Annotated in this window: 10 protein-coding genes and 1 tRNA gene; 8 read left to right on the top strand and 3 right to left on the bottom strand. The window is 58.9% G+C overall.

The window, feature by feature from the left end:
- The first annotated feature begins 40 nt into the window (after positions 1-40).
- On the top strand, positions 41-1,270 hold the full coding sequence (locus J3P75_RS03035; RefSeq protein ID WP_434709301.1) for a multifunctional CCA addition/repair protein: 1,230 nt from the start codon (positions 41-43) through the stop codon (positions 1,268-1,270).
- Between the two features lie 95 nt (positions 1,271-1,365).
- Here the strand turns inward: J3P75_RS03035 and folK are convergent, their stop codons facing one another.
- Positions 1,366-1,884, bottom strand: a complete 519-nt coding sequence (folK, locus tag J3P75_RS03030) for a 2-amino-4-hydroxy-6-hydroxymethyldihydropteridine diphosphokinase (protein WP_434709300.1) — start codon at positions 1,882-1,884, stop codon at positions 1,366-1,368.
- A complete protein-coding gene (folB, locus tag J3P75_RS03025) occupies positions 1,875-2,231 on the bottom strand; it encodes a dihydroneopterin aldolase (RefSeq protein ID WP_434709299.1) in 357 nt (118 codons plus the stop codon). The genes folK and folB overlap by 10 nt, the downstream gene beginning before the upstream one ends.
- A 74-nt stretch (positions 2,232-2,305) precedes the next feature.
- On the opposite strand from folB, the gene plsY reads away from it, so the two are divergent.
- Positions 2,306-2,875 carry a glycerol-3-phosphate 1-O-acyltransferase PlsY gene (gene plsY, locus J3P75_RS03020; RefSeq protein WP_332764803.1) on the top strand — a complete coding sequence of 190 codons (570 nt, stop codon included), beginning with the start codon at positions 2,306-2,308 and terminating at the stop codon, positions 2,873-2,875.
- Between the two features lie 23 nt (positions 2,876-2,898).
- Here plsY and tsaD read toward each other — a convergent pair whose 3' ends face one another.
- Positions 2,899-3,924, bottom strand: a complete 1,026-nt coding sequence (tsaD, locus tag J3P75_RS03015; protein WP_434709298.1) for a tRNA (adenosine(37)-N6)-threonylcarbamoyltransferase complex transferase subunit TsaD — start codon at positions 3,922-3,924, stop codon at positions 2,899-2,901.
- A 199-nt stretch (positions 3,925-4,123) separates the two neighbouring features.
- Between tsaD and rpsU the strand changes: the two genes are divergently transcribed.
- The 6 genes from rpsU to J3P75_RS02985 all read left to right on the top strand — a co-directional run bounded on the left by rpsU (position 4,124) and on the right by J3P75_RS02985 (position 13,435).
- Positions 4,124-4,339, top strand: coding sequence for a 30S ribosomal protein S21 (gene rpsU, locus J3P75_RS03010; RefSeq protein ID WP_002551877.1), 216 nt, complete (start codon positions 4,124-4,126; stop codon positions 4,337-4,339).
- Between the two features lie 485 nt (positions 4,340-4,824).
- Positions 4,825-6,789: a DNA primase gene (gene dnaG, locus J3P75_RS03005; protein WP_434709297.1), complete on the top strand. Its 1,965-nt coding sequence runs from the start codon at positions 4,825-4,827 to the stop codon at positions 6,787-6,789.
- Between the two features lie 67 nt (positions 6,790-6,856).
- A complete protein-coding gene (rpoD, locus tag J3P75_RS03000; RefSeq protein WP_090286871.1) occupies positions 6,857-8,704 on the top strand; it encodes an RNA polymerase sigma factor RpoD in 1,848 nt (615 codons plus the stop codon).
- A gap of 126 nt (positions 8,705-8,830) precedes the next feature.
- Positions 8,831-12,577 (top strand): bifunctional diguanylate cyclase/phosphodiesterase, encoded by a 3,747-nt coding sequence (locus J3P75_RS02995; protein WP_434709296.1) that lies wholly within the window; start codon positions 8,831-8,833, stop codon positions 12,575-12,577.
- A gap of 15 nt (positions 12,578-12,592) precedes the next feature.
- Positions 12,593-12,669: transfer RNA gene (locus J3P75_RS02990), tRNA-Ile, on the top strand.
- Between the two features lie 199 nt (positions 12,670-12,868).
- Positions 12,869-13,435 (top strand): PBECR2 nuclease fold domain-containing protein, encoded by a 567-nt coding sequence (locus J3P75_RS02985; RefSeq protein WP_434709295.1) that lies wholly within the window; start codon positions 12,869-12,871, stop codon positions 13,433-13,435.
- The last annotated feature ends 100 nt before the right edge of the window (positions 13,436-13,535 follow it).

Raw genomic sequence — 13,535 nt, 5'->3', positions numbered from 1 at the left:
TGACGCAAGGGTTATCCTGTCGGGCTAACGGAGGTTTTTTATGCAGGTTTACAAGGTTGGCGGCGCGGTGCGCGATCGCCTGTTGGGGTTGCCGGTCACCGATATCGACCGGGTCGTGGTCGGCGCAACGACCGAAGAGATGCTCGCCCAGGGATTCCGCCCGGTTGGCGCGGATTTTCCGGTTTTTTTGCACCCGAAAACCGGCGAGGAATACGCCCTCGCCCGTACGGAGCGCAAGAGTGGCCGCGGTTATGGCGGCTTCACGTTTTACGCCAGCCCCGAAGTCACCCTCGAAGAGGACCTGATTCGCCGTGACCTGACCATCAATGCCATGGCCGAAGACGATCAGCACAATCTGACCGATCCGTATCATGGCCAGCGCGATCTGCAAGCGCGAATCCTGCGCCACGTTTCGCCGGCATTCGCCGAAGATCCTCTGCGGGTATTACGCGTTGCCCGTTTCGCTGCGCGTTATGCCGGCCTCGGCTTTACCGTTGCGCCAGAAACTCTGGAGCTGATGCGCCAGCTCAGCGAGTCCGGTGAACTGCAAGCATTGACCGCTGAACGCAGTTGGAAGGAAATCTCCCGAGCCTTGATGGAAGATCAGCCCCACGTGTTCATTCAGGTGCTGCGTGATTGCGGCGCGCTGGAGGTGCTGATGCCTGAGGTCGACGCGCTGTTTGGCGTGCCGCAACCCGAAGCGCATCACCCGGAAATCGACACCGGGCTGCACACCCTCAGCGTGCTGCAACAGGCGGCGCTGCATAAACAACCGCTGACGGTACGCTGGGCCTGCCTGCTGCACGATCTCGGCAAAGGACTGACGCCGCAAGCGGAGTGGCCACGGCACATCGCCCATGAGCACACCGGATTGAAGCTGATCAAAGCGGTCAACGAACGCTTCAAGGCGCCGAAGGATTGCCAGGAATTGGCGCTGCTGGTCGGCCAGTACCACACCCATGGTCACCGGGCGCTGGAGTTGAAGGCTTCGACACTGCTGGAATTGCTGCAGAGTTTCGACGTGTATCGCCGCCCGCAGCGTTTCGAAGAATTTATTGCTGCCTGCGAAATGGACGCTCGTGGACGCAAAGGCCTGGAGCAGCGGAGTTATCCACAGGCGGATTATCTGCGCGGAGCCGCAACTGCAGCGCGCGGGGTGGCGGTGCAGCCATTGCTGGAGCAGGGTTTCAAGGGACCGGCGCTGGGCGAAGCGCTGAAGCGCGAACGGCTCAAAGCTCTGAAGGCTTACAAAGAAGCGGCGTCAGGATAAAAGCTTCGTCGGATCGCCGCCCGGAGCAGGTTCGCTCCCACAGGCGACCTCGATCCAATGTGGGAGCGAGCCTGCTCGCGAAGGCGCCTTTGATATCAACGCAAATGCGCAGGCGTGAGCTGCTCCCCGCGCCATTCGAATGCAACCGGCGCCAACACCTGATCAATCTGCGCCTCGGCCCACAGCGTCGAAAAGCTTTTTCCCACACCCGGATGCACCCGATCTGGAGCAATCAGCGACAGCGGCCATAGCACAAAGGCATTTTTCAGGATTTCCGCCCGCGGCAGCACCAGACCATCGAAATTGCCGGCCAGATCGCCGTACAACAGCACGTCGATATCCAGCGGCAAGCCTTTGCGATCCGGGGCGTAGCGGCCATTGTCCGCTTCGATGAATTTCAGTCGTCGGTCCAGCTCCATCAATGGTAGATCGGTCTGCGCCGACACCACGAAATTGAAAAACGGACCGCTCTTGATGCCCACCGGCTGGCTTTCGAACACCGCCGAACAGCGGATATCCACCAGAAACATCGCCAAAGCGTCGAGCCCGGCGCACAAATGAGTTTCGCGGTCGATATTGCTACCGAGCCCGAGGTAGACCTGAGTCAGCGACATCCGCGCTCGATCTCCACACCTACACCACCCTTGGCCGCCGGCACCGCGCCGGGTTTGGTCAGCTTCAGGCGCACCCAAGTGATGTTGAATTCGCTCATCAGCACTTCGACCAGACGCTCGGCGAAGGTCTCGACCAGTTGAAACTGCGCCTGCTCGGCAAACGCCTGAATGCGCGCGGAAACGCTGGCATAGTCGAGCGCCAGGGTCAGGTCGTCACCAGCGGCGGCCGGGCGGTTGTCCCAGGCGAAGCTCAGATCAAGTCGCAAGCACTGGCGGATGCCGCGCTCCCAGTCATAGGCACCGATGACGGTGTCGACTTCCAGGCCCTCGATAAACACTCTGTCCAAGCACTTCTCTCCGCTGCACGACAAGGGCGCAATGCGCCGTTAGAATCAGGGCGTCCTCGCCCGGAATAGTTAGCATGTTTTGGTTACTGGCGATTCTCGCCTACCTGCTCGGCTCGCTGTCCTTCGCCATTTTGCTCAGCCGCCTGACCGGAAATCCGGATCCGCGAATGAGTGGCTCGGGCAATGCCGGCGCCACCAACATGCTGCGCCTGGCCGGTCGCAAACTGGCGATCCTGACCCTGCTGGGTGACCTGTGCAAAGGCCTGCTGCCGGTACTGATCGCAGCGGCTGCGGGCCTTTCGGTGCAGGATCAGGCGTGGATCGGCGTTTGCGCCGTAATCGGTCACCTGTTCCCGCTGTATTTCCGCTTCCGTGGCGGCAAAGGCGTCGCTACCGCTGCCGGCATGCTGCTGGGCCTGTATCCGCCCGCCGCGCTGCTGGCCGTTTGCGCCTGGTTGCTGACGTTCTACCTGACCCGTACCAGCTCGCTGGCGGCGCTGATTGCCACTCCGCTGACCCTGCCGTTGCTGGCCTGGCAGGAACCGGCGGCGCTGCTGCCGATGAGCGCGCTGACGCTGCTGATCGTCTGGCGCCACCGCGGCAATCTACGCGACCTGTTTGCCGGGCGCGAACGGCATTTCTAAATAACCCCGCCGAGCGCCAAGCATCACAACGCCGACAATTGCTCCATCGGCCAGCGCGCCTGCACGCTGATCGCCAAGGTTTCCTGCTGGCCGGCCTTCAAGCGCTGGCAGCCGGCAAAGGCGATCATTGCGCCATTGTCGGTGCAGAACTCGGGGCGGGCATAAAACACCTCGCCTTGCATGTCGCCGAGCATCTTCTCCAGGGAAACCCGCAAAGCCTTGTTGGCACTGACGCCACCCGCGATCACCAGACGCTTCATGCCCGCCTGTTTCAGCGCGCGCTTGCACTTGATGGTCAAAGTCTCCACCACGGCCTGCTGGAACGCCAGCGCGATGTCGCTGCGGGCTTGCTCGCCGTCGTCCCCGGCGCTGACGCATTGCTGCCAGGTGTTGAGGGCAAAGGTCTTGAGGCCGCTGAAGCTGAAATCCAGACCCGGGCGATCACACATCGGACGCGGGAAAGTGAAACGTCCTGCAGTGCCCTTTTCAGCCAGCTTGGCAATTTCCGGACCGCCGGGATAATTGAGGCCCATCATTTTCGCGGTTTTGTCGAACGCTTCGCCGGCGGCATCGTCGAGCGTCTCGCCGAGCAGGCTGTATTGGCCGATGCCATCGACCTGAACCAGCTGCGTATGCCCGCCCGACACCAACAAAGCGACGAACGGGAATTGCGGCGGTTTCGGCTCCAGCATCGGCGCCAGCAGATGGCCTTCCATGTGGTGCACACCGAGCGCCGGAATGCCCCAGGCAAACGCCAGCGCCTGAGCGCAAGACGCACCAACCAGAAGCGCGCCAACCAGGCCGGGACCTGCGGTATAGGCGATCGCATCGATCTCGGTGGGCACGCAGTCGGCCTCGGCCAACACCTGACGGATCAAGGGCAGCATGCGTTTGACGTGGTCACGCGAGGCCAGCTCGGGCACTACTCCGCCGTAAGCGCGGTGCAGGTCGATCTGGCTGAACAGCGCGTCGGCCAGCAGACCGCGTTCACTGTCATATAAGGCGACGCCGGTTTCGTCGCAGGAGGTTTCTAATCCCAGTACTAGCATGGGTTTGCGCCTTGTTTAGGCTGAATTCGAAGGCGCGCATAATAGTCGCCGCGGGATGCCCCGACCAGCGGTTTTCGATCAGAGGCTTTGCATTCCGAGCGATGAGGGGTTAACATCCGCAACCCTTAAAAACCGACGTCTTCAAGTGCTCTTTTGCCGCGAGGATGTTGACCCCGGTAATGAATGAAGGTAGCTCTGGATGCCAGCCGTCAAAGTAAAAGAGAACGAACCCTTCGACGTAGCTCTGCGTCGTTTCAAGCGCTCCTGCGAAAAAGCCGGTGTACTGGCTGAAGTTCGTAGCCGCGAATTTTACGAGAAGCCAACTTCTGAGCGTAAGCGCAAGGCAGCAGCTGCTGTTAAACGCCACGCCAAGAAAGTTCAGCGCGAACAGCGCCGCGCCGTTCGTCTGTACTAATACACAGACGTTCGTAGCAAGCTTCTTGCCTAAGCCCGGCTCACTGCCGGGCTAATGGCATTTGCGTAAAACGCTTGATGCTTCACCGTCGACGCCGCAGATGCGACCGAGACAAATCCGCTTCACCGCGTCAGGCCTGGCTTTTTTGCCAGCGGTGCACGTCTTTTCTGACGAGCCTTTCAAGGCTACTGACGAGCACACCCACTGATTCCTCTTACGACGATCAGCCCAAGGCACCTCATGCGTGCCCGCTTTATTGAGCTATCCGAGGCCCTTTACCGGCCGTCAGCGGACTCAGCGCAACACTTTCAAATAGTCGAAGACTGATAGGTACTAACGTCAGTGGATTTTCGGCAGATACACTTCCCGACAGCGATCATGCAGACGACACCGGTCGAGCCGCACATTTTGCGCGCTTCCAACATAGACCCGCGTTCGACAGCCTGTCGCAACGGACTTCTTGCAGCGCAGACGACGAGAACGCCATGGCCGGGCTGATACCCCAGAGCTTCATTGACGACCTGCTGAACCGCACCGACATCGTCGACGTGGTCAGCTCGCGCGTGCAATTGAAGAAGGCCGGCAAGAACTACACCGCCTGCTGCCCGTTCCACAAAGAGAAAACCCCGTCTTTCAGCGTCAGCCCCGACAAGCAGTTCTATTATTGCTTCGGCTGCGGCGCCGGCGGCAATGCCCTTGGCTTTCTCATGGATCACGACAATCTGGATTTCCCCCAGGCCGTCGAAGATCTGGCCAAAGCCGCCGGCATGGAAATCCCTCGCGAAGAAAGCGGCCGCGAACGCAAACCCCGGCAACCGACTGATTCGCCGCTGTACCCCCTGCTGACCGCAGCCGCCGATTTTTATCGGCAGGCGCTCAAGAGCCATCCCGCGCGTAAAGCGGCGGTCGATTACCTCAAGGGACGCGGACTGACCGGCGAGATCGCCCGGGATTTCGGCCTCGGCTTTGCACCGCCAGGCTGGGACAATCTGTTCAAGCATTTGAGCAGCGATACCCTGCAACAGAAGGCCATGATCGACGCCGGCCTGCTGATCGAGAATGCTGAAACCGGCAAACGCTATGACCGCTTCCGCGATCGCGTGATGTTCCCGATCCGCGACACCCGTGGCCGGATCATCGCGTTCGGCGGCCGCGTGCTGGGTGACGACAAGCCCAAGTACCTGAACTCCCCGGAAACCCCGGTATTCCATAAAGGCCAGGAACTCTATGGCCTGTATGAAGCGCGCAAGAACAATCGCAACCTCGACGAAATTATCGTCGTCGAAGGTTACATGGACGTCATCGCCCTTGCCCAGCAAGGCTTGCGCAATGCTGTCGCGACGCTGGGCACCGCCACCAGCGAAGAACATTTGAAGCGGCTTTTTCGCGTCGTGCCGAACGTGCTGTTCTGCTTCGACGGCGACCAGGCTGGCCGCAACGCCGCGTGGCGGGCGCTGGAAGCCACCCTGCCGTGCCTGCAGGACGGACGGCGTGCGCGGTTCCTGTTTCTGCCCGAAGGCGAAGACCCGGATACCTTGGTTCGCGCCGAGGGCACCGATGCCTTCAAGGCACGGATCAATCAACATGCGCAGCCATTGGCCGATTACTTCTTCCAGCAACTGACCGAAGAAGCCGACCCACGTTCGCTCGAAGGCAAGGCGCACATGGCTACCCTTGCCGCGCCGCTGATCGACAAAGTACCGGGTGCGAATCTGCGCATTCTGATGCGTCAGCGCCTGAGCGAAATCACCGGCCTGAGCAGCGAAACCGTCAGCCAGCTCGCGCAGAGCGCGCCGCAGGAAGCCCCACCGGCGTACGACCCCGGTATCGATTACGACGCCATGCCGGACTACGGCGACTATCATCAGCCGCAGGCGCAGGACATGTATGTGCCGCAGCAGGAGTGGACGCCAAAGAAACCCGGCGCCGGCGGCAAGAAGTGGGACAAGAAACCCTGGGACAAGAACGGCAAGCGTGGCAGCGATCGCGATCAGCAGCGTCCGCGCACGCCGATCGGTGTCGAGTCGCCGACCCTGACCGCCCTGCGCACACTGCTTCATCACCCGCAATTGGCCAAGCGCGTCGAAGACGCCGGGCATATTGCCGACGAAAATCAGACCAATGCCCAGTTACTTGTGGCACTGCTCGAAGCCGTACAGAAGAATCCCCGACTAAACTCATTTCAGTTGATCGCGCGATGGCACGGCACTGAACAGGGACGCTTGCTCAAGGCACTGGCAGAAAAGGAATGGCTGATTGACGGAGAAAACCTTGAACAACAGTTTTTCGACACCATTACTAGCTTGTCAGCCCGCCAACGCGAGCGAAATCTCGAACAGTTACTCAGGAAAGCGCGGCAAAGCGAACTGAGCGTCGAAGAGAAAAATCAACTGCGCGACCTTTTAAGTCGCAATGTTTCCGCATCAAACCCGACCTCAACTGGCGCGTGAGGTCATAGCTCAGGTATAATCCTCGGCTTGTTTTTTGCCCGCCAAGACCTTCAGTGGATAGGGTGTTATGTCCGGAAAAGCGCAACAGCAGTCTCGTATTATTGAGTTGATCAAACTGGGTCGTGAGCAGAAGTATCTGACTTACGCCGAGGTCAACGACCACCTGCCCGAGGATATTTCAGATCCGGAGCAGGTGGAAGACATCATCCGCATGATCAACGACATGGGGATCCCCGTACACGAGAGTGCTCCGGATGCGGACGCCCTTATGTTGGCCGACGCCGATACCGACGAGGCCGCTGCGGAAGAAGCAGCCGCTGCGTTGGCAGCGGTGGAGACCGATATCGGTCGCACCACTGACCCTGTGCGCATGTATATGCGTGAAATGGGTACGGTAGAGCTTCTGACTCGTGAAGGCGAAATCGAAATCGCCAAGCGGATCGAAGAAGGCATTCGTGAAGTGATGAGCGCTATCGCGCACTTCCCTGGCACGGTTGACCACATTCTCTCCGAGTACACGCGTGTCACCACCGAAGGTGGTCGCCTGTCCGACGTTCTGAGCGGTTACATCGACCCGGACGACGGCATTGCGCCGCCAGCGGCAGAAGTGCCGCCGCCCGTTGACCCGAAAGCCGTCAAGGCCGACGACGATACCGACGACGATGATGCCGAAGCTTCCGATGACGAAGAAGAAGCGGAAAGCGGTCCGGATCCGGTCATCGCTGCACAGCGCTTTGGCGCCGTCGCCGACCAGATGGAAGTCACCCGCAAGGCCCTGAAAAAGCACGGTCGCAACAACAAGGCAGCGATTGCCGAGTTGCTCGCACTGGCCGAGCTGTTCATGCCGATCAAACTGGTGCCGAAGCAATTCGAAGGCCTGGTCGAGCGTGTTCGCAGTGCCCTGGATCGTCTGCGTCAGCAAGAGCGCGCGATCATGCAACTGTGCGTACGTGATGCACGTATGCCGCGCGCCGATTTCCTGCGTCAGTTTCCGGGCAACGAAGTCGACGAAAGCTGGTCCGACGCTCTGGCCAAAGGCAAGAGCAAGTACGCCGAAGCCATCGGTCGCGTACAGCCGGACATCATTCGTTGCCAGCAGAAGCTGATCGCGCTGGAAACCGAAACCGGTCTGACCATCGCAGAAATCAAGGACATCAACCGTCGCATGTCGATCGGTGAGGCCAAGGCCCGCCGCGCGAAGAAAGAGATGGTTGAAGCCAACCTGCGTCTGGTGATCTCGATCGCCAAGAAGTACACCAACCGCGGCCTGCAATTCCTCGATCTGATCCAGGAAGGCAACATCGGCCTGATGAAAGCGGTGGACAAGTTCGAATACCGTCGTGGTTACAAGTTCTCGACTTATGCCACCTGGTGGATCCGTCAGGCGATCACTCGCTCGATCGCCGACCAGGCCCGCACCATCCGTATTCCGGTGCACATGATCGAGACGATCAACAAGCTCAACCGCATTTCCCGGCAGATGTTGCAGGAAATGGGTCGCGAACCGACCCCGGAAGAGCTGGGCGAACGCATGGAAATGCCTGAGGACAAGATCCGCAAGGTATTGAAGATCGCCAAAGAGCCGATCTCCATGGAAACCCCGATCGGTGATGACGAAGACTCCCATCTGGGCGACTTCATCGAAGACTCGACCATGCAGTCGCCAATCGATGTCGCCACCGTTGAGAGCCTGAAAGAAGCGACTCGCGAAGTGCTGTCGGGCCTTACCGCCCGTGAAGCCAAGGTACTGCGCATGCGTTTCGGTATCGACATGAACACCGACCACACGCTCGAAGAGGTGGGCAAACAATTCGACGTAACGCGTGAGCGGATCCGTCAGATCGAAGCCAAGGCGCTGCGCAAGCTGCGCCACCCGACGCGAAGCGAGCATCTGCGCTCCTTCCTCGACGAGTGATACCAGAACCCCCGGCCCAGGCCGGGGGTTTTGTTTATATGGCAGATTAAATTCTTCGCACCGCCCCTCCCCCGCCTACCGCGTCTACACTCGAACCAATCATCCCCGAGCCATAACGAGAGCGTTATGCACAGATTGGCGCCCGTGCTTTTTTTGCTGTCACTGATGATCTGGACCGCAACGGCTGACGCGCTGACTCTGACCGAAGAAGAACGCAGCTGGCTCGCGGCTCACCCGGATTTACGCCTGGGTGTCGACGCGTCGTGGCCACCTTTCGAGTTTCGTGACGATCAGAGCCGCTATCAGGGTCTGGCGGCTGACTATATCGAAGTGATTCGCCAACGTTTGTCGATCAAATTGACGCCGATCGAACCGGTGAGCTGGACGGTGGTGCTGGAACAGGTCAAAAGCGGCAAGATCGATCTGCTGCCTGGCATCATGTCGACTCCTGAGCGCCAGACCTACCTGTCGTTCACCCGTCCCTATCTGGACTTCCCAATCGTCATCCTCGCCCATATCGGTGGCGCGCAGCCACGCAAAATAGGCGATCTGTACGGTTTGAAGATCGCTGTGGTGGAAAATTACGCCCCACACGAATTGCTGCGCACCCACCATCCGGATCTGAACCTGGTGGCCATGCCCAACGTCAGCTCGGCGTTGCAGGCACTCGCCACCGATGAAGTCGACGCGGTCGTTGGCGATCTCGCGTCCAGTGTCTGGAGCCTGCGCCAGCTCAAGCTCGACGGCCTGTATGTCAGCGGCGAAACCCCTTATCGCTACCAATTGGCGATGGCCGTGCCGCGCGACAACAAAGTATTGGTAGGGATACTCGACAAAGTTCTGGCCGACATGAGCCCGGATGAAATCAGCAGCATTCAGGAACAGTGGGTCGGCAACGTCCTCGATCACCGGACATTCTGGTCAGATCTGTTGATTTACGGTTTACCGGGACTGTTGTTGTTGGTGACGATTCTTGCCGTGATGATCCGCATCAATCGCCGTTTGAGCTCGGAGATCGCCCGGCGCATCGATCTCGAACAGGAACTGCGCAGCAGTGAGTACCACTATCGCGGTCTGGTGGAGAGCCTGTCGGCCATCGCCTGGGAAGCGCGAATGAGCGACTTCACCTACAGCTATGTCTCGCCCCATGCCGAGGACTTGCTCGGCTATCCGCAATCCCATTGGCTGATACCGGGTTTCTGGCACAACATCATTCACCCGGCGGATCTGACCCGCACGCAAAACTACTGCAAAGAGGCCCTGCGTGAGGGTCGCGATCACATTGTCGACTACCGGGTCATCACTGCCGACGGCCGTTGTCTGTGGGTACGCGACATCGTCAGCCTGATTGAACATGGACACGAACCGGTGATGCGCGGTTTGATGATCGACATCAGCGAGATCAAGCGTACGGAAGAAGCGCTACGTCTCTCGGAGCAGAAATTCGCCTCGGTCTTCCAACAGTGCCCGGATATTCTGGTGATTGCGCGCCTGTCGGATGGCTGCCTGCTGGAGGTCAACGAAGCGTTTGAAGAGCAGATCGGACTGAAAGCCAGGGACGTCCTCGGGCAGACCGCGACCGATCTGAATATCTGGGGTATTCCCGGCGTCGGCCCGGGACTGCTCCTGCGTTTACAGGCAGGCAGTATCCGCAACCTGGAGATGCCTTTTCGCCGCAACAACGGCCAAGTGTTCACCGGTCTGATTTCCGCCGAGCCATTTGATCTGGATGCCACCGCGGCGCTGGTGGTCGTGGTTCGCGACATCACCCAGCTCAAGGAAACCCAACAGCAACTACAAACATCCGAAGAGAAATTTGCCAAGGCCTTCCACGCCTCGCCGGACGGCTTGTTGCTGTCGCGCCAGAGCGATGGCCTGCTGCTGGAAGTCAACGAGGGCTTCAGCCGGATTACCGGCTTCAACAGCGCCATGTCGGTGGACCGCTCGACACTTGATCTGGGCATCTGGGTCAATCTCAATGAGCGCAAACAGATGCTCGACTTGCTGCAGCGCGACGGCTTCGTGCGCGACTTCACCTGCCATATCCGCCGCAGTGACGGGCAGATTCGCCTTTGCGAAGTGTCCAGCCGGCCGCTGCCGATCGGCGAAGAAGACTGCATGCTGACTATTGCGCGAGATATCACCGAGCGCCATCTGATGCAGGAAAAACTGCAGCAGGCCGCCACCGTGTTCGAAAGCACCGCCGAGGGCGTGCTGATCACCGATACTCAACAGCACATCAGCGCGGTCAACCGCGCCTTCACCGAGATCACCGGTTACAGCGAAAGCGAAGCGCTTGGCCATACCCCGCGCCTGCTCGCCTCCGGCCTGCATGACAGCGCTTTTTACGCGGCAATGTGGCACCAGCTTACCGCTGACGGTCACTGGCAGGGCGAGATTTCCAACCGGCGCAAAAACGGCGAGCTGTACCCGAGCTGGCTGACCATCAGTGCGGTGCGCAATCGGGACAAGTTCATCACCCACTTTGTCGCGGTGTTCGCCGACATATCCAGCCTCAAGCACGCCCAGGCCAAGCTCGATTATCAGGCACATCACGACCCGCTCACCGGCCTGCCGAACCGCACGCTGTTCGAAAGTCGTCTGCAAATGGCGCTGAACGGTCAGCAGGAGAACGGCGGTCAAGGTGCTGTGTTGTTTCTCGATCTCGACCGCTTCAAACACATTAATGACAGCCTCGGTCACCCGGTCGGCGACCTGTTGCTCAAGGGCATCGCCATTCGCTTGAAAGAGCAACTGCGCGACATCGATACCGTTGCGCGCCTGGGTGGGGATGAATTCATCATTCTGCTGCCCGGTCTGCAACAGGCCAGTGATGCCGACAACATCGCCAGTAAACTGCTCAACTGCTTTGGCGCACCGTTTCAGGCTGGCGAGCATGAGTTCTTCATCAGCGCCAGCATCGGCACCAGCCTGTATCCGCGCGATGGCAGCGACGTCGCGACGCTGGTGAAGAACGCCGATGCAGCGATGTACCGCTCCAAGGCCAAGGGCCGCAACCGCGTCGAAAGTTACACCCGAGATCTCACCGCCCAGGCCAGCGAGCGCATTGCGCTGGAGCATGAGCTGCGCCGCGCCATCGAGCGCGACGAACTGTTCCTCTATTACCAACCAAAAATCAGCCTCAACGACCATCGCCTGGTTGGCGCCGAAGCACTGATCCGCTGGCGTCACCCGACGTTCGGCGACGTACCGCCCGAACATTTCATTCCACTGGCCGAAGAAAACGGCATGATCCTGCAGATCGGTGACTGGGTGCTCGAAACCGCCTGCCGGCAAATGTTCGAATGGAATCAGGTCTACGACAGCCTCGGCCCGCTGTCGGTCAACCTCGCCGGCGCGCAACTGCGCCAGCCAAACCTGCTCGGACGCATCGAGCAACTGCTCAAGGACAACCGCCTCCAGCCGGATTTACTGCAACTTGAAATTACCGAGAATTTCATCATGAGTCAGGCCGAAGAGGCACTGGCCGTGCTGCACCAGCTCAAACACCTCGGCGTGCAACTGGCGATCGACGACTTCGGCACCGGTTATTCCTCGCTCAGCTACCTCAAACGCTTGCCGCTGGACATCCTCAAGATCGACCAGTCATTCGTCCGCGGCCTGCCCGACGACCCGCACGACGCGGCGATTGTCCGGGCCATCATCGCACTGGGCCGGAGCATGCAATTCACCGTCATCGCCGAAGGGGTGGAGACCCAGGCACAACAACAATTCCTCGCCGCCGAAGGCTGCGAACAGATCCAGGGCTACATCGTCAGCCTGCCGCTGCCACCGGAAGAATTCGCTGCAACGTTTCTACGTGTAACCGTATCGGATTTTTCGGATAGCACAGCCGAGAAACCGTCGCTATAATCCGCGACCTACTGAGGGCCTATAGCTCAGTTGGTTAGAGCAGAGGACTCATAATCCTTTGGTCCACGGTTCAAGTCCGTGTGGGCCCACCAAATTGAAAGCCGCGCTATATGCGCGGCTTTTTTGTGGGCGGGTGGGCGGTGAACGTTGATCTGACGAATGCCATGCTCAGAAGACTTCCACAATGCTGTAGGCATATTCTGAAGATATGTTTTCTCTCCTCCCAATCTATTGTTGAGCATTTCATCAGACGAGTAATGTCCTGACGCCTCCGCCCGAACAGGATTTTTCATGCTCGTGAATATTGCGCATCCGATAAAGGAAGCCGCCAACCAACAAACATGGATCAATCTTGCGTTACCCGTTCTTAGAACGTTATCTCGAGAACTCCGGACAGCCGCAATAGAAGAAGTAAAAAGGGCTGAAGACGCAGAAAGCGCCCTCAAAATATTGTTGGATCATTTCGGGTTCGTCGATGAATCCGTACTGGCCGTGACTATCATCACGCCGATCGGAAATGTCGCGGTCATGAGAGACAAACTGGCTGATATCGTCGAAAAACGTTCAGACTCTAGAGAGCGCTATGTTCGACATGCCATCGATACGTTGAAGGGACCTTTCGAAGTTTGGAAAGTCCTTTACGATAATGGGCGATATCGAATGGCATTCATCAACGCCTACGAAGCAAAGAACGACATGCTTGTAGTTGTCGACGTGCGAGAAGGACAAATTCTCTGGAATTTCCTGCATGCTCCGGCCAGAGCGATGAACAAGCACCGCCAGGGTGACCTTTTGTTCAAGCGATACATTATTGGAGACAAAGAAAAGGGCAGCCATTTGGCTGCCCTTGATATTTGAATCCTGATATTTGCATCCTCAGGAAATGGGATGAAGAGGTCTCACCTTACACCGATGTTGCAGCATCGCTGAGGTACCTACGTCCGCTAATGCCCTGCAA

Origin of the sequence: Pseudomonas sp. R1-1, assembly GCF_051132135.1 — a bacterium.
Taxonomy (GTDB): Bacteria; Pseudomonadota; Gammaproteobacteria; order Pseudomonadales; family Pseudomonadaceae; genus Aquipseudomonas.
The sequence above is the reverse complement of the archived record's forward strand: the minus strand, read 5'-3'. Positions and strand labels throughout refer to the sequence as shown.